Raw genomic sequence first — 16,470 nt, forward strand, 5'->3', positions numbered from 1 at the left:
AAGTCATGGGACTGCAGGAATTCTGGTTTCTCGCGATCGCAGTACTGTTCATCGGCTATTTCGTGCTCGAAGGCTTCGACTTCGGCGTCGGAATGCTCATGCCGATCTTCGGCCGGGAGGGGAGCCTGCGGAACGACCCATCCAAGCCACATGCGGATCAGGAGATGGGGGAGAAGCGTCGGAGAGCCGTTCTCAACACGATCGGCCCGGTCTGGGACGGCAACGAGGTCTGGCTCATCACCGCAGGCGGGGCGCTGTTCGCGGCGTTCCCCGAGTGGTACGCGACGTTGTTCTCGGGCTTCTACCTTCCGCTGTTGCTGATCCTCGTGGCCCTGATTCTGCGCATCTGTGCCATCGAGTACCGCGGCAAGATCGACGATCCCGTCTGGCGCCGACGCTGCGACCTCGGCATCGGAATCGGATCATGGGTCCCATCCGTACTGTGGGGCGTCGCCTTCGCGAATATCATCAGCGGGGTGGCGATCGACGAGAACAAGAAAGTCACGGCAGGGTTCTTCGACCTGCTGTCGCCGTACGCTCTGCTCGGCGGCGCGACGATGGCGCTGGTGTTCGCGCTGCACGGGGCTGTGTTCATCGCACTGAAGACAGCGGGTGACGTGCACGAGGACGCGGTGAAGATGGCCGTGCGCCTGTCGATCCCGGCCGTCGTCGTCGGCGGAGGGTTCGCTCTGTGGACGCAACTCGCCTACGGCAAGAGCTGGACCTGGATCATGGTTGCAATCGCCGCGGTGTCGCTGATCGCCGTCGTCGTCCTCACTGCCCGCGTTCGTGAGGGCTGGGCCTTCGTCTTCACGACGGTCGCCGTCGTCGCGGTCGTGGTGCTGCTGTTCGGTTCGCTGTTCCCGAATGTCATGCCGTCGACCACGGATCCGGCGTTCGGTCTGACCATCTTCAACGCGTCGTCGAGCCCGTACACGCTGAAAGTCATGACGTGGGCAGCTGCATTCATGGCTCCCGTCGTCATCGGGTACCAGGCGTGGACGTACTGGGTGTTCCGCAAGCGCATCTCGACGGCACACATCCCGGACTCGATCGGATTGTCGGTGAGTCGGCCGCGATGACCACCACCGAGACACCGTCGCGCGGCCCGATCGACCCTCGGCTCTGGCGTTACTCACGTTCTGCGCGACGGTATCTCGTCCTGACGGTCGTGCTGTCGATCGTCGACACTGCGGGGATCATCGCATCGGCGTTGATGATCGGGAAGGTCCTCGCAGGTGTCATCACCACCGACGCACGCGCGCTGCAGGATTGGTCGGCTCAACTGTGGATTCTGTTCGGCGCCATCGTCGTTCGCACGGCGAGTACGTGGCTCCAGTCGAGATACGGTCATCGAGCCGCGTCGCGCGTCGTGGAGGAACTGGAGAACGACGTCGTCGACGCCGCGTCGCACGGTGATCCGCGGGTGCTCGCGTCCGAGCGAAACGACGTCGCGACGATCGCGACGCGTGCACTCGGTGGACTTGCGCCGTATCTCACCGGCTACGTGCCGTCGTTGATCCTCGCGGGCACCATGACGCCGTTGACGCTGGTGGTCATTCTCTTTCAGGACCTGACATCGGCGTTGATCATCATCGTGACCCTACCGCTGATCCCGATCTTCATGATCTTGATCGGACTGCTGACGAAAGGCCGGGCGGAGAAGACGCTCGCGTCGATGACCCGGCTGTCCGCGCAGCTGCTCGATCTGATCGCCGGACTGCCGACGCTGCGTGCCCTCGGCCGTGAACGGGGGCCAGCCGCACGTATTCGGGCACTCGGCGAGGCACACCGCCACGCGACGATGCGGGCGCTGCGCATCGCGTTCCTGTCGTCGATGGTGCTGGAACTGCTTGCCACGCTGTGTGTTGCGCTCGTCGCGGTCAGCATCGGACTCCGGTTGGTCTTCGGCGACATGGCACTCGAAGCCGGCATCGTCGCGCTGGTTCTCGCTCCCGAGGTCTACGTGCCTCTTCGTCGTGTCGGCGCGCAGTTCCATGCGGCCGAGGACGGTGTTGCGGCGTCCGCGAGGGCGTTCGGCGTGCTCGATCGGCGGGTCGTGGTGTCGTCGGGGCCCGAGGCGGTCGCCGCTGCAGGAACGGCGATCACGCTCACCGGAATCTCTGCCGACGCCCGGGACCGCTCGGCGCCCCACGACCTGGACGCGGTCCTTCGTCCCGGCATCGTGACCGTCCTGGCCGGTCCCAACGGTGCGGGCAAATCGACTGCGCTGCATGTGATTCTAGGGCTGACGATTCCGACGGCGGGTAATGTTCGTATCGGTGACGTCGACCTGTCCGACGTCGACCAGCAGTCGTGGTGGAATCAGGTCGCGTGGCTCCCGCAGCATCCGGTTCTGCTGCCGGGAACACTCGACGACAATCTCACGCTCACCGGCCACCGCCCTGCCGACGAAGAGTTGCAGAAGGTGTGTGCTGCAACGGGATTCGATTCCGTACTGGACGAGCTGCCGTCGGGCTGGGATACGGTCGTCGGAACCGGCGGGCTCGGGTTGTCCCTCGGGCAGCGCCAACGGCTTGCCCTGACCCGTGTTCTGACGTCGTCGGCGCCCGTGCTGTTGCTGGACGAACCGACGGCTCACCTGGACGCGGACAGTGAACGGACGGTGCTTCTGTCGATTCGTGACCTGGCAGCCCAGGGCCGCACCGTCGTGATCGTGGGACATCGACGTTCGGTGTTGGACTGCGCCGACGTCGTCGTGGAGGTGCGCTCGAGATGAACTTTCACGATCTCCGACGCGCTCTTGCGTTGCTGGAGCTGCAGCCGAAAAGGATTGCGCTGTCGGTGGCCGCGGGTGTGGCAACGCTCGGTAGTGCGCTGACGCTCGCCGCGGTGTCGGCATGGCTCATCACGCGCGCCTGGCAGATGCCTCCGGTGCTGGATCTGACCGTCGCCGTCGTCGCTGTTCGGGCCCTGGGCATTTCGCGAGGCGTCTTCCGATATCTGGAAAGATTGGCGACGCACGATACGGCGCTGCGCGGCATGACGTCGGCGCGCACACGGTTGTACGAACGACTCGCGAGCGGACATCCGGCAGCAGCAGCGGGCGTGCGTCGTGGCGATCTGATGACGCGAACCGGAGTGGACGTCGACGTACTCGGCGACGTCGTCGTCAAGTCGATCGTTCCGATACTGGTGTCGGCGATCCTGATGGTGGCGTCGGTCGGGGTGTTGGCGTTCGTGTCGATCGGCGCATCTGCAATTCTGTTGGTGGCGTTGCTGATTGCCGGCGTCCTTGCGCCTGCCCTCGCAGCACGATCGGCGTCGATCGACGAATCGGAAGGCGTGGAGTCCCGCTCGCGGTTCGCCGAAGCTGCTGTGCGCGCACTCGATCATGGAGCAGAGCTCCGCGTCGCGGGTCGGCTACGCGAGACGCTCGACGAGGCGGCGGCGGCCAACCGGCGCAGCGTCCTGTCGAGGGATCGAGCGGCGACGCCCGGTGCATTCGCGGACGCGGTATTGCCGCTGTCGATCGGTGCGTCCGTGCTGGGATCGCTCCTCGTCGGAATCGGGCTGTACGGCCCGAGCGGAGGCACAGCGGGCGGTATGACACCGATGGCCCTCGCGATCATCGTGCTCGTTCCCCTCGCGGCATTCGAGGCGACGTCGGCGCTCCCTGCCGCAGCGACTGCGCTGACACGAGCGAGGCTGTCGGCGTCGCGCATCGTCGCCCTGCTCGACGCGGCCGACCGGCCGCAGTGGCAGGGCAGAGCAGCTGCAGGAGAACACCGCCGAGTAACCGAGCTGCAGTGCGGCTGGCCGGGATCCCAGGTGGTCTCCCGGCCTGTGAATCTGGAGCTGTGCGCAGGATCGCGCGTTGCGGTCGTCGGGCCGAGCGGAGTCGGCAAGACGACACTGCTGATGACGCTCGCCGGCCTGCTGCAGCCGGTTTCGGGCACAGTCGTCTTGGGCGACGCGGCGTTCTTCGCCGAGGACGCGCACCTCTTCGAGACCAGCATCCTCGAGAACCTGCGCGTCGTACGGGGCGACGTCGATGCGGACGAGGCGCGCGCAGTCCTGGAAAAAGTCGGGCTCGGGCAGTGGATCGACGGCCTGGAGGACGGCATCGACACGACCCTCGACGGCGGTGCGACGGCTGTCTCCGGTGGCCAGCGACGACGCATCCTGCTGGCCAGAGCGCTGCTGTCCGACGCGTCGGTCCTGCTGCTCGACGAACCCACCGAACACCTCGACGACACGGGCGGTGCTCAGCTGCTGCGGTCGTTGCTCGATGTCGATTCGGGCCTCGTCGACGCGCGGCGCACCGTCGTCCTCGTCACCCACCAGCTGCCCGAACAGACCTGCGCTGACCAGGTGTTGGACCTCGCCGAGCCCGCCGAGAATCCGGCGTCGAATAATCCTTTGCCGAGCAACGAATCTCCGCGTACGTTGTTGAGTACACGAGAGAGGAGGTGGTCTGAAGTTGAAGAACTCTAGGACGCGTGAGGTGGCTGCCAGCTAGCCGCTGTCGCTGACGGATTCACCCCCGCGCACGCGGCGAGCGAATCCACGGCAGTTACCCGGCCCCCGAGCCCCCGGTCCGTCCGACCGGGACCTGCAGTCCAGCAGGAAAGGCTCGGGGGTCGTTCGCGTGTATGAGCGATCAGCCGATGTAGCGCGAGAGGCGCGCAGACAAACGGGGTGCGAGTTCGCCGTCGGCGCCGATGCGCTCCTCGACGTAGGCAAGGTCCGCGCCCTCGACGATTCCGTAGAGACGTTTCGCACCGCCCACGAGGGCTCCCGACGTGGACCTGATGACCACGTCGGTGGCCAGCTCCCAGGACGACTGATTGATCGCGTGCCCGTAGTAGAGCTCGACGACGCCCGTGCTGTGTGTCAGCAGCAGTTCGAGGACTTCCTCGTTCTCGCTGCCCTTGACGCCCTCGCCGCCGCTGACGCGCCAGAAACCGGCCTCACGCAGATCGGGGTGGGCGTAGTTGCCGTCGGAGTCGAGACGCCACGACCGGGATTCCCATCCGAGGTACGGGCCACCGTCGTGTGACACGACGATCTGCTGCCCGAAGCCGTACTCGACGCCGGTCTCCGGATCGCGGCCCTCACCCTCGCCGCGCCAGACGCCGACGAGCGGCAGCAGGGCGAGCAGGGCAGGGTTCAGATCGGGACCGAGCCGCAGGTTCGCAGTGTCCTCGGGGTGCGGCAGATCGGGCAGCGTCGGAATGTTGCGCGTCGACGTCGACGCGAACTTCTCGGCTGCCTCGGCGATCGCCTCGTTGGCGGACCGTGTCTCGTCCGGTTCGTCGGCGGCGCGATCACTCACGATTCGTCGGTGACCAAGCGGTAGACGACGTACAGCGAGAACGCGATGATGGCGACTGCAGCAAGCGCCAGAAGGACCTCGAAGAAGATGACCACGACGGCCAGTTTAGACCCAGGGCAGTCACTCGCCACAGCGCGGTCCCGCTATGACGCGCGCAATAGTGTCATTTCCCAACGAATGGCCGAGCGCGTAGTTCGATGGCCCTCGATTGTCTCGATTTGCCGTTCGACACGGTACCTTTCCCTCGTGGCGTCGGGCACGGGGTGCGAAATGCTCGGCGCTACTGGCGTGTTCGAGAGTTTCGAATTCTGGGGAAGGATCTGAATCAATGCGTAGCCGATTACGGGCCGGCTCGTTGCTGTCCGCGACCGTGGCACTTGCCGCGACTGTTCTGTTGGTGGCTTCACCAGCAGTTTCTGCGGCTCCGGACTCCGGGTCGTCGGCCAGCGGGTCGTCGGGTACCGGTTCGTCGGACGAGCCGAACATCGATCCGAACAACTACGCGCAGGAATGCCCGGATGTGTTGCTGCTGGCGGTATCCGGTGCGACCGACTCCGATGCGGACCGAGACCCGCTGAACGAGGAGCCGCGATCGGTCGCCTCGAACTGGGTGGGGAATGTCACACTTCCGGTGGGGCAGACGAACGCAGGTAGCCCCGGTGCAGTCGGATGGCTCTACGTTCCGTACCCGTCGACGTACGGCGTCGGCGTTCTGTCCGACGTCGAGACGTACCAGCAGTCGGTCGTCGACGGTGTCGCGTCGACCAATCGTCTTCTCGACGAGTACAAGACGAAATGCGGCGACGCCACGAAGTTCGTGCTCCTCGGATACAGCGTCGGTGGTGAGGTCGTCGAACGTGCGGCTCTGGAACTCGGGCATCGTGATCCGAACGCTCTGGTGACAGGCGACGACATCGCGGGCGTCGTCATGATCGGAGCGCCGTACCGTCCCGCAGGAGTCCCCAACTTCGACGAACCGGGCCCGTCCGGCGGCGGCTTCCAGGGCCAGGCCCCGAGGGACTACGGCACGTTGAACGACAAGGTGACGTGGTCGTGCCGGCCGTACGACCTCGCATGCGACGCCCCGGACAACATCCTGGCGTTGAATCTGGCACTCGGCGTGCTGGGGCAGATGCGTCTGACCGTGCTCAACCCGCTGCAGACGGTCTCGGACTTCGGTCGGACCGTCGCGTCGATCGCCACTCGCGCGATCATCGACATCGCGACGAACAAGGATTGGCTCGAATCCGACGAGACGTTGCTCGAGGTTCTGCTGAAGGTGTCCGATCAGTCCTACGACGTCGACGAGGCTGCCGCAGTGGACGCGCTGAGTCCGGATCAGCTTCTCGCAGACCTGAACTGGGCCATGGGTCCCGGCGCCGAGACCGTGCGGAACAAGCTGCGGGCCGAGGGCGAAGGACTCGTCGAAAACAACAAGGGCATCGTCGACGTCGTCGTCGAGCCGTACATCTTCATCGGATTCCTCCAGCACCTCTTCTACTGGAACAACAATCCGAACGACGACCGTGAGTGGGAGAGCGAGAAGATCGTCGCCTGGATCACGGACCTGGCCAAGACCGAGCGCGAGCGCAAGGCAGCGGAGAATGCGGCAGCGGAGAACACTGCAGCGGAGAATGCGGCGCCCGCAGAGGACGCCGTGACCGTCGAGCCGCTGCCCGAGACCACGTCTGCGCCTCGGATCGTCCCTGCGCCGGGCACGGAAACCCGCGACAGCGATCTCGGGGCGTTCCTCGAGTCACTCGGCATCGTGCCCGAGGGGACTTTCCCGCCGCACTACAGCGAGGTACCCGAGGTGTCCGACACGGCGCCACAGCCGGTTCAGGGCTGAGCCGAGGGCCTCGCCAGCCACAGGAACGAAAGAGCCCCACACCTTCCGAGAAGGTGTGGGGCTCTTTCGGTGTCGAGTGTGAATCAGACTCCGACGGTCACATCTGCCGAGTGGATGCCTGCGCCCTCGGGGGCGATGTCGGCCTGTCCGTTGCCGGACGACGACAGTGCGCGCAGCGTCCAGTTGCCCGGAGCTGCGAAGAAGCGGAAGTCGCCGGTTCCGGATGCCACGACCTCGGCCGTGAACTCTCCGGTGCCGTCGAGCAGACGCACGAATGCGCCGCCGATCGGCTCACCGTCGGACGCGAGGACGCGGCCGGTGATGACCGTCTCCTTCTCGACGTCGACGCCTGCGGGAATGGTTTGGCCCTGTACGGGTGCGCCACACATGATCAGTGAACCTCCAATTCGATGGGTGCTCCGACGAGAGAGCCGTATTCGACCCAGCTGCCGTCGTAGTTCTTGACATCCGACTTGCCGAGCAGCTCCTTGAGCACGAACCAGGTGTGGCTCGAACGCTCGCCGATGCGGCAGTACGCGATGGTTGCCTTGTCCTCTTCGTAGCCCTTTTCCTTGTACAGGGCTTCGAGGGCGTCGTCGTCCTTGAACGTGCCGTCTTCGTTGGCCGTGGTGCTCCACGGGATGTTGATGGCGCCGGGAACGTGTCCACGCTGCTGAGCCTGCTCCTGCGGAAGGTGAGCGGGAGCGAGGATCTTGCCGGAGAACTCGTCGGGCGAACGCACGTCGACGAGGTTCTTGTTGCCGATGGCGTCGATGACCTCGTCGCGGAATGCGCGGATCGACAGGTCGGGAGCCTCTGCGCGGTACTGGGCGGCCTCACGGGTCACCACGTCCTTCGACAGCGGGCGGCCGTCGAGTTCCCACTTCTTGCGGCCACCGTCGATGAGCTTGACGTCCTTGTGGCCGTAGAGCTTGAAGTACCAGTACGCGTAGGCGGCGAACCAGTTGTTGTTTCCGCCGTACAGAACGACGGTGTCGTCGTTCGAGATGCCCTTGGCCGACAGCAGGTCGGAGAACTGATCCTGGTTGAGGAAGTCGCGGCGAACGGCATCCTGAAGGTCCTTGCGCCAGTCGAGCTTCACTGCGCCTTCGATGTGACCGCCGTCGTAGGCGCTTGCGTCTTCGTCGACCTCGACGAAGACGGTCTTCGGGGCATTCAGGTTCTGCTCGGCCCAGTCGGCAGAGACCAGGACGTCGGAGCGGGCCATGGGTTTCCTTTCGATCTTTCTTTACTTCGGTCAGTGGTGGGTCGAGCGGTCAGGCACGTGCGGATTGTGTCCGCAGTCGTGCCACGAGTGGATAGATCTGGCAGCCGAGACAGAACGCGAATGCCGCGTTCAAGAACGCCGCGACCAGTGCGAATCCGGTCGCGACGGTACCGAGAACCGACAGGCCGAGCGCGAAGCCCACAACGCCGACGGCGGCGAAGAGGAACCCGACGAGCTGCGCGAACTTCAGCGGAGCGACGGGCTCGCGTTGGGACGTGGCAGAGATCCGCGGTGCGACGACGGCCGCGAAGATGCGGCCGTACGGGCTGCGCCGCGGGCCGAGAGCGGCGCCGACGGCGAAGACGACAGTCTGTACCGCGAGCAGTACTGCTGCGGCCGTGAGCGACACGACCGACAGAATCAGCACTGCAGCGAGAACCACGGTGGTGACCCAGGCGGCGAACCGTGGACCACGAACGTCGACTTGGTCGACGGTGGAACGGGTATCGGAAGACATGATGTGTACGTGCTCCAGCGTTCGTTGTGAGAACGGGCAATCGGCAGGCAGAGGCGAACGACGTTCGCGTGGGTCATCTCGAACTTCGGGCCAGGGTGCACAGACGCACCGGCGTTCGGACGATCAGCAGCAGCGACAGCAACAACCGCCCAGTCGGCACAGATCGACCGTGCGGCGACTGGTGAGCATCAGCTCGTGGCGGGAGAACACGGAAAGCATGCTACCGGACAACACGACCAGCCGAAACTACAGGTCGACCAGGGCCGATCGGAGGGCCGCTGCCGTCGGGACGCCGGAGATCCGTGCACGCTGGGTGAGCGTGCGGTCCAGGACGAATGTCGTTGGTAGGGACAGCACGCCGAATTCGCGAGCGAGCTCGGGATGCGCGTCGATGTCGAGTTCGAGTTCCGCCGGCCCGTCGGTGTCGCTCAGTACCTGCCCGACGACGCGACGCACGGCAGCGCATGGCCCGCACCAGTCCGCCGAGAAATGCAGGATCGTCGGCGTATCGAGAGTCGCGCCCGCGTCGAGCAGAAGGCCACGCAACTCCGGTGACTCGGGTTGGGCGTCGGTGCTCCGGACGCGACCCGACCGCGATCGGACGAACAGTCCGACGGCGGTCGCGACGGCCAGCGCGACGACGAGAACTGTGATTCCGATCATGACGCGTCGATCTGGTCCAGATCGATCGTCAGGTTCTCCGCGGAGCCCTCGATGACGATCTGCGAGCCCTCCGCGTAGACGTCGGTGGGCAGAATTCCGAACGGCAGTGTCTGGCGGTCGATCGTCTTGGTGAACAGGCCGAGCACGGCAGGCTTCACGGCGTCGGGAATCGAGAAGTCGGCGCTGCCCTCGGGCCCGAAGTAGAAGTCGCTCGCGACGATGTCGACACTGTCTCCGTCGAGAATCAGATTCGCCTGCACGCTGACCGACGTCTCGACAGGTCCGACGGGCACGGTTCCCGTGAGAACGACGCCGCCGTTCGTCGTCATACCCGACCCTCCGGAGCCGCCCGTGCCGTCCGACTTGTCGGCCGGGGGAGCGGATACCTGCAGGTCGACGATGCCGAGGAAGCGCCCGAGATCGGTTGCGTCGATGCGTACCCGTCCGTCGAGCTCCTCGACGGGAACGGTACGCACCGATCCGTCGGCGAGGTCCGACAGTGGGATGGCCACGCCGCGAAGGTTGGCCTCGATGGTGGTCGCGCGGACGTAGTCGTTCGGCACGTCCTGCGCTCGGATCTCCACGTTCTGGTATCTCCCGTCCACAGCCTGCGTCAGGAACGGGAATCCATGGATCGTCACCTGGGGATCGGACGGCAGATCCCCACCTTCGCGGATGGCACGCGAGACTCGGTACTCGGAGTAGGCGGCGGCGCCGAAGTCGACGACGAGGGCAACCGCGAGCAGGCTCACGAGACCGATGATCAGTTTCCGCATTCGACCATTGTGACCGACGAATCGGGCACTGCGTTGAACGGAGGTGGGTGCGGGCACGCTAGTCTGAACCCCTGAACAAGCAGCTCACTCGGTCCCGGGTGTGCTGGTGACCTGACACGTCGACTCGATGCGATTTCGGCACGACAGCGGCAAGAAATGGAGGCGGTGTGGAGCTTCTGCTTCTGACCTCCGATCCGAATCCGGAGGCTGTTCTACCGTCGCTCGCGCTCCTGGCGCACCACGTGCGGCCCGCGCCCACCGAGGTTTCCTCGCTTCTCGAAGCAGGCTCGGCGGACATAGCGGTGGTCGATGCGCGGACCGACCTCGCGGCTGCGCGCGGACTATGCAGGCTCCTGGGCAGCACCGGATCGGCCATTCCGGTCGTCGCGGTGCTCACCGAAGGCGGTCTCGTCGCGGTGAACTCGGAATGGGGTCTCGACGACATCCTGCTTCCCGGTACCGGGCCGGCAGAACTCGACGCGCGTCTGCGGCTTCTCGTCGGTCGCTCCGGCGGCGTCGCGAGCCCTGAGGCGTCCGGCAAGATCACGCTCGGCGAACTCGTCATCGACGAGGGCACCTACACCGCGCGCCTGCGCGGGCGCCCACTCGATCTCACGTACAAGGAGTTCGAGCTGCTCAAGTACCTCGCGCAGCATGCCGGCCGCGTGTTCACGCGTGCACAGCTGCTGCAAGAGGTCTGGGGTTACGACTTCTTCGGTGGCACCAGGACCGTCGACGTGCATGTCCGACGCCTTCGCGCGAAGCTCGGTAGCGAGTACGAGTCGCTCATCGGCACCGTCCGCAACGTCGGATACAAGGCGGTCAGGCCGAGCCGGAACTCGAAGGGCGGCGCGATCGTGCCCGACGCCGACACCACGACCGAAGATTTCGTCGACGGCCACGACGGTGACGACATCGAATACAGCTCGGCAAACGGAAGCACAGCGTAGAGAAGGTGACAGTGTCGTTCGACATCGCCCGGACCGAGTCCGGGGCGATCGCCTCGGCCACGTCCGAAGCCATCCGTCTGATCGTCTCGCGCGCGACGGCAGCAGACGGCACGGCCCCGATTTCCGAGCAGGCGGTCAAGGCCGTGTCCTCGGACGGCGACGTGGTGCACCTCGTCGTCACGGACGGGGCAGCCGTCGTCGGATATGCGGGCGTGTCGCCGTCGAGTGAGAGCTCTCCTGCGATGGCAGAGGTCGTCGTCGATCCGGAGTTCCGGGGTAGGGGAGTCGGCCGCGCGCTCGTCGAGCGTGCTCTCGCCGAAGGCGGCGACGGCGCCCGAGTCTGGGCGCATGGTGATCTCGCGCCTGCGCGGGCCGTCGCGTCGAGCCTCGGGTTGACGGTGGCACGCGAACTGCTGCAGATGCGACGTCCTCTCGCGTCGCCCGAGCTTCCGGATGTCGTTGTGCCCGACGGTGTTTCGCTGCGTACCTACCGAGGGCATCAGGACGACGCAGAACTGTTGCGTGTCAACAACGCAGCCTTCGCGTGGCATCCCGAGCAAGGCGGATGGACCGACAAGGACATCGCCGAGCGTCGCGCCGAGGACTGGTTCGATCCCGCGGGAGTCTTCCTGGCCTTCGAAGAGGGCACCGACACGCTGCTGGGGTTCCACTGGACCAAGGTTCATCCCGCCGAGGCAGGCGAGGACGAGATCGGTGAGGTGTACGTGGTGGGCATCGACCCGGCCGCGCAAGGACGCGGACTCGGGCGGGTTCTCACACTCGCGGGCCTGCATTACCTGCGTGGACGGAAGCTCGGCGCCGTCCTGTTGTACGTCGAGGCCGACAACGCGGCCGCCGTTCATACCTACGAGCGGCTCGGTTTCACACGGTTTCACGTCGACGCTGCTTACTCGCGCGGCTAGAACCGGACATACAGCCCAGCTGTTCATCTCCCGTTCACCAAGCTGGGGGTAGCCGTCAACCGTCTGCCCCTACGTTCTCCTCTGGGTGGTTCCGATGCTGCCCGGTGCGAGGTTCTCTCGAGGCCGGCACCTTCAATCCCACGATTCGAGTCGACAGGCTCGGGTCGTGGAACGGCTCAAGATTCCTCGGAGGAAACAGGTGAAGCTCAAGCGCAGCGCATCTCTCGTAGGCGCAGTCGCGGTCGGCGCAATGCTGCTGACTGCATGTGGCAGCGATTCGAACGTAACGTCGGCCGAAGGCACCGAGTCGTCGGCAACGTGCGAGGGCAAGTCCCCGCTGACCGGTGAGGGATCCTCCGCTCAGCAGAACGCCATGTCCAACTTCACGTCCATCTACTCCGGCGTCTGCGCGGGGCAGGCCGTCGAGTACACGACGAGCGGTTCGGGTAACGGACGCACGCAGTTCGTCGCAGGCCTCGTCGACTTCGCCGGTTCCGACTCGACCATCAAGGACGAGCAGGCAGCTCAGGCGGCCGAGCGTTGCGAGGGCAACCCGGCATGGAACCTCCCGCTCGTGTTCGGGCCCATCGCCGTTGCCTACAACCTCGACGGTGTCGACAACCTGGTCGTCACCCCCGAGGTCGCGGCTCGCATCTTCAACGGCCAGATCACCACGTGGAACGACCCGGCCATCGCCGCACTGAACGAGGGCGCGACGCTGCCGACCACCCCGATCACGCCGATCTACCGTTCCGACTCCTCGGGCACCAGCGACAACTTCCAGCGCTTCCTGACGGCTGCCGCTCCCGAGGCCTGGACCCTCGACCACAGCTCCGACTGGGCCGGTGGCGTCGGTGAGGGTGCGAACGGTTCCTCGGGCGTCGCACAGGCCGTCGCGGCAACCCCGGGCTCGATCACCTACGTCGAGAAGGGCTTCGCCGAGCAGGAAAGCCTCGGAACCGCTGCCGTCGACTTCGGCAACGGACCGGTCGAGCTGAACAGCGAGACGGCCGGTGCCGCCATCGACACCGCCACGTTCTCCGGTGAGGGCAACGACCTCGCCATCGACATCGACGCTCTCTACGCGAGCGACGCAGCCGACAGCTACCCGCTGGTTCTCGCGACCTACGAAATCGTCTGCTCTGCGGGCTACGACGCCGACACCTCGGCAGCAGTCAAGTCGTTCCTGCTCAGCGCGGCAAACGAAGGCCAGCAGGGCCTCGAAGCAGCGGGCTACGTTCCGCTGCCCGAGTCCTTCAAGGAGCGTCTGGTCACTGCGATCGACGCCATCGCCTGATTCAATGAGACGAGAGCCTGATTCGACGCCACGGCCATAGCGGCCGTGGCGTCGGGCAGGACCTCCGTCGTCAACCACCACCCGAGAGACGTGAGCGGTATGAGCGACACCCAATCGATCACCGGCGGTCCATCTGCGGCGAGCATTTCTGCAGGCGGGGCGCCGCGGAAAACGGAAGAACCCAAGCAATTGCCGGACAACAAGGCCAAGGGCAGCACAGTCGTTCGCCCTGGTGACAGGATCTTCTCCACCCTCGCCACGGGCTCGGGTGTCTTCATCATCGCGCTCATCGCCGCTATCGGCATCTTTCTGCTGTGGCGCGCGATCCCCGCGTTGCAGAACAACACCGTCAACTTCCTGACCTACAACGGTCAGTGGAACACCTCGAACACGTCCGCGATGATCTTCGGTATCCGCGACCTGTTCCTCGTGACGGCGACGGTGTCGATCTTCGCGCTGATCCTTGCGATGCCGGTGGCGCTCGGCATCGCGATCTACCTGACGAACTACGCACCGAAGAAGGTCGCGGGCCCGTTGGGCTACGTCATCGACCTTCTCGCGGCCGTGCCGTCCATCGTCTTCGGTCTCTGGGGCCTGTACGTTCTCGCCCCTGCCATCAGCCCGTTCGCCGAATGGCTCAACGAGAACCTGAGCTGGTTCCCGCTCTTCGCTACCGGCTCGGTGTCGATCGCAGGTGGCGGCACCATCTTCACCGGCGGCATCGTGCTCGCCGTCATGATTCTCCCGATCATCGCCGCGGTCACCCGTGAAGTGTTCGTTCAGACCCCCCGTGGCCAGATCGAGGCAGCTCTCGCCCTCGGCGCCACGCGATGGGAGGTCGTGCGTACGACGGTGATTCCGTTCGGCAAGTCCGGATTCGTCAGCGGTTCCATGCTGGGACTCGGCCGCGCACTCGGTGAGACCATCGCGCTCTACATCATCATCCGCAGTACACAGTCGACGTTCGGATGGACCTTGTTCGACGGTGGCAACACCTTCGCGACCAAGATCGCTCTCGCCGCCGGTGAGTTCAACAACCAGCTGCAGGCAGGTGCCTACATCGCTGCCGGCCTGGTTCTGTTCGTACTCACCTTCGTGGTCAACGCAGGCGCACGCGCCGCGATCGCAGGAAAGAAGGACTAGGCCATGACCGCAACCATGGATCGTCCGGTCAAGGAACCGACGTTCAAGGGCGTCAGTCCCCGTCGCAAGTTCTCCAACGCGATGGCCACCGTGCTGGTCAGCGCAGCTGTCCTGATCGCTCTCGTGCCCCTGGTCTGGGTGCTCTTCACCGTGATCTCGCGGGGACTCTCCGCCGTCGTCGCTCCGGCGTGGTGGCAGAACTCCCAGGCCGGCATCACCCAGTTCATCGAGGGTGGCGGTGCGTACCACGCCATCGTCGGAACACTGACGCAAGGCCTGTTCTGCGCACTCATCTCGATCCCGATCGGTATCTTCGTCGCGATCTACCTCGTCGAGTACGGCGCAGGAACTCGACTCGCCAAAGCGACCACGTTCATGGTCGACATCCTCACCGGTGTGCCGTCCATCGTCGCCGCTCTGTTCATCTACGCGCTGTGGATCGCGACGTTCGGATTCGAACGCTCCGGCCTGGCCGTGTCCTTCGCTCTGGTTCTGCTGATGATTCCCGTCATCGTCCGATCCGCCGAGGAAATGCTGCGCATCGTGCCGCAGGACCTGCGCGAGGCGTCGTACGCACTCGGTGTGCCGAAGTGGAAGACCATCGCCAAGATCGTCGTCCCGACGGCTCTGTCCGGCATCGTGACCGGCATCATGCTGGCGCTGGCCCGCGTCATGGGCGAGACCGCACCGGTCCTGATCCTCGTGGGATCCGCGACGGCGATCAACTTCAACCTGTTCTCGGGGCCGCAGACGTCACTGCCGCTCATGATGGTCGACCTGCAGAAGGCAGGAACCGGCGCGCTCACCTCCGAGCGCATGTGGGGAGCAGCACTGACGCTGATCCTGATCATTGCTCTGCTCAACATCGGCGCGAAGTTGGTCTCCAAGTTCTTCTCGCCCAAGAACGTCTAGACCTGCTCGACCGACCCAGACTCTCCCTGCTCGCGAATCACAGGAGCCGACCATGGCAAAACGTCTCGACCTCAAAGACGTCAACATCTACTACGGCAAGTTCCACGCCGTCCAGAACGTCACCCTCGCGGTGCCGCCGCGCGGCGTGACCGCCTTCATCGGTCCGTCCGGTTGCGGCAAATCGACGGTTCTCCGATCGCTCAACCGCATGCACGAGGTCACCCCTGGTGCCCGCGTCGAAGGTTCGGTTCTGCTCGACGGCGAGGACATCTACGGCAACGGTGTCGACCCCGTCGGTGTCCGTCGCACCATCGGTATGGTGTTCCAGCGCCCCAACCCGTTCCCGACGATGTCGATCCGAGACAACGTCGTGGCAGGCCTGAAGTTGCAGGGCGGCAAGTCCAAGAAGGAGCTCGACGAGGTCGCCGAGCGTTCGCTCAAGGGCGCCAACCTCTGGAACGAGGTCAAGGACCGTCTGGACAAGCCTGGTGGAGGCCTCTCCGGTGGTCAGCAGCAGCGTCTCTGCATCGCCCGCGCCATCGCGGTGCAGCCCGACGTCCTGCTCATGGACGAGCCCTGCTCGGCTCTCGACCCGATCTCGACCCTCGCCATCGAGGATCTGATCGGTGAGCTGAAGAAGGACTTCACCATCGTCATCGTGACGCACAACATGCAGCAGGCTGCCCGCGTCAGCGACCAGACCGGATTCTTCAACCTCGAGGCGACCGGCAAGCCCGGTCAGCTCATCGAGATCGACGACACGGAGAAGATCTTCTCCAACCCGTCGCAGAAGGCGACCGAGGACTACATCTCCGGCCGCTTCGGATAGACACGATCGACAGAAAACCCCCGGACACACCGTGTCCGGGGGTTTTTCGTGCGCGGCGGCGACCGTGTCGGTCCGACCTCGGAG

General features: G+C 65.2%; 16 protein-coding genes. 10 read left to right on the forward strand and 6 right to left on the reverse strand.

Translation table 11 applies throughout. The annotated features are described in order from the left end of the window. The first annotated feature begins 5 nt into the window (after positions 1–5). The 3 genes from cydB to cydC are packed head-to-tail and all read left to right on the forward strand — an operon-like array spanning position 6 to position 4,458. Positions 6–1,082, forward strand: a complete 1,077-nt coding sequence (cydB, locus tag CHB96_RS03770) for a cytochrome d ubiquinol oxidase subunit II (RefSeq protein ID WP_089243256.1) — start codon at positions 6–8, stop codon at positions 1,080–1,082. Continuing rightward, positions 1,079–2,740: a thiol reductant ABC exporter subunit CydD gene (cydD, locus tag CHB96_RS03775; RefSeq protein ID WP_089243856.1), complete on the forward strand. Its 1,662-nt coding sequence runs from the start codon at positions 1,079–1,081 to the stop codon at positions 2,738–2,740. Before cydB ends, cydD begins: the two co-directional genes overlap by 4 nt. Next, positions 2,737–4,458 carry a thiol reductant ABC exporter subunit CydC gene (gene cydC / locus CHB96_RS03780; protein WP_089243257.1) on the forward strand — a complete coding sequence of 574 codons (1,722 nt, stop codon included), beginning with the start codon at positions 2,737–2,739 and terminating at the stop codon, positions 4,456–4,458. Before cydD ends, cydC begins: the two co-directional genes overlap by 4 nt. A gap of 166 nt (positions 4,459–4,624) precedes the next feature. On the opposite strand, the gene CHB96_RS03785 is transcribed toward cydC, so the two are convergent. Next, on the reverse strand, positions 4,625–5,245 hold the full coding sequence (locus CHB96_RS03785) for a heme-binding beta-barrel domain-containing protein (RefSeq protein WP_371828985.1): 621 nt from the start codon (positions 5,243–5,245) through the stop codon (positions 4,625–4,627). A gap of 382 nt (positions 5,246–5,627) precedes the next feature. On the opposite strand from CHB96_RS03785, the gene CHB96_RS03790 reads away from it, so the two are divergent. Further along, the gene (locus tag CHB96_RS03790; RefSeq protein ID WP_089243259.1) at positions 5,628–7,148 is read left to right on the forward strand and encodes a cutinase family protein; all 1,521 of its coding nucleotides are present in this window, start codon (positions 5,628–5,630) and stop codon (positions 7,146–7,148) included. Between the two features lie 83 nt (positions 7,149–7,231). Here CHB96_RS03790 and CHB96_RS03795 read toward each other — a convergent pair whose 3' ends face one another. From CHB96_RS03795 to CHB96_RS03815, 5 genes are all read right to left on the reverse strand, one after another. Beyond that, positions 7,232–7,537 (reverse strand): DUF1416 domain-containing protein, encoded by a 306-nt coding sequence (locus CHB96_RS03795; RefSeq protein WP_089243260.1) that lies wholly within the window; start codon positions 7,535–7,537, stop codon positions 7,232–7,234. Positions 7,538–7,539: 2 nt separating this feature from the next. Then, positions 7,540–8,376 (reverse strand): sulfurtransferase, encoded by an 837-nt coding sequence (locus CHB96_RS03800; RefSeq protein ID WP_089243261.1) that lies wholly within the window; start codon positions 8,374–8,376, stop codon positions 7,540–7,542. Positions 8,377–8,425: 49 nt separating this feature from the next. After that, the gene (locus tag CHB96_RS03805) at positions 8,426–8,893 is read right to left on the reverse strand and encodes a DUF4395 domain-containing protein (protein ID WP_089243262.1); all 468 of its coding nucleotides are present in this window, start codon (positions 8,891–8,893) and stop codon (positions 8,426–8,428) included. Positions 8,894–9,139: 246 nt separating this feature from the next. Beyond that, positions 9,140–9,556, reverse strand: a complete 417-nt coding sequence (locus CHB96_RS03810; protein ID WP_089243263.1) for a thioredoxin family protein — start codon at positions 9,554–9,556, stop codon at positions 9,140–9,142. Continuing rightward, positions 9,553–10,332: an LmeA family phospholipid-binding protein gene (locus CHB96_RS03815; protein WP_089243858.1), complete on the reverse strand. Its 780-nt coding sequence runs from the start codon at positions 10,330–10,332 to the stop codon at positions 9,553–9,555. Before CHB96_RS03815 ends, CHB96_RS03810 begins: the two co-directional genes overlap by 4 nt. A gap of 167 nt (positions 10,333–10,499) precedes the next feature. Here CHB96_RS03815 and CHB96_RS03820 point away from each other — a divergent pair, with 167 nt between their 5' ends. From CHB96_RS03820 to pstB, 6 genes are all read left to right on the forward strand, one after another. Further along, positions 10,500–11,282, forward strand: coding sequence for a winged helix-turn-helix transcriptional regulator (locus CHB96_RS03820; protein WP_089243264.1), 783 nt, complete (start codon positions 10,500–10,502; stop codon positions 11,280–11,282). A gap of 47 nt (positions 11,283–11,329) precedes the next feature. After that, complete coding sequence (mshD, locus tag CHB96_RS03825; protein ID WP_371828986.1) at positions 11,330–12,205, forward strand: mycothiol synthase; 876 nt, start codon at positions 11,330–11,332, stop codon at positions 12,203–12,205. Between the two features lie 199 nt (positions 12,206–12,404). Further along, on the forward strand, positions 12,405–13,502 hold the full coding sequence (pstS, locus tag CHB96_RS03830) for a phosphate ABC transporter substrate-binding protein PstS (protein WP_089243860.1): 1,098 nt from the start codon (positions 12,405–12,407) through the stop codon (positions 13,500–13,502). A gap of 99 nt (positions 13,503–13,601) precedes the next feature. Then, complete coding sequence (pstC, locus tag CHB96_RS03835) at positions 13,602–14,645, forward strand: phosphate ABC transporter permease subunit PstC (protein ID WP_089243862.1); 1,044 nt, start codon at positions 13,602–13,604, stop codon at positions 14,643–14,645. 3 nt (positions 14,646–14,648) lie between these two features. Beyond that, entirely contained in the window at positions 14,649–15,557 is a 909-nt protein-coding gene (gene pstA / locus CHB96_RS03840; RefSeq protein ID WP_089243266.1) for a phosphate ABC transporter permease PstA, read from the forward strand. A gap of 52 nt (positions 15,558–15,609) precedes the next feature. Beyond that, positions 15,610–16,386, forward strand: a complete 777-nt coding sequence (gene pstB, locus CHB96_RS03845; protein ID WP_089243267.1) for a phosphate ABC transporter ATP-binding protein PstB — start codon at positions 15,610–15,612, stop codon at positions 16,384–16,386. The last annotated feature ends 84 nt before the right edge of the window (positions 16,387–16,470 follow it).

Source organism: Rhodococcoides kyotonense (genome assembly GCF_900188125.1).
GTDB classification, from domain to species: domain Bacteria; phylum Actinomycetota; class Actinomycetes; order Mycobacteriales; family Mycobacteriaceae; genus Rhodococcoides; species Rhodococcoides kyotonense.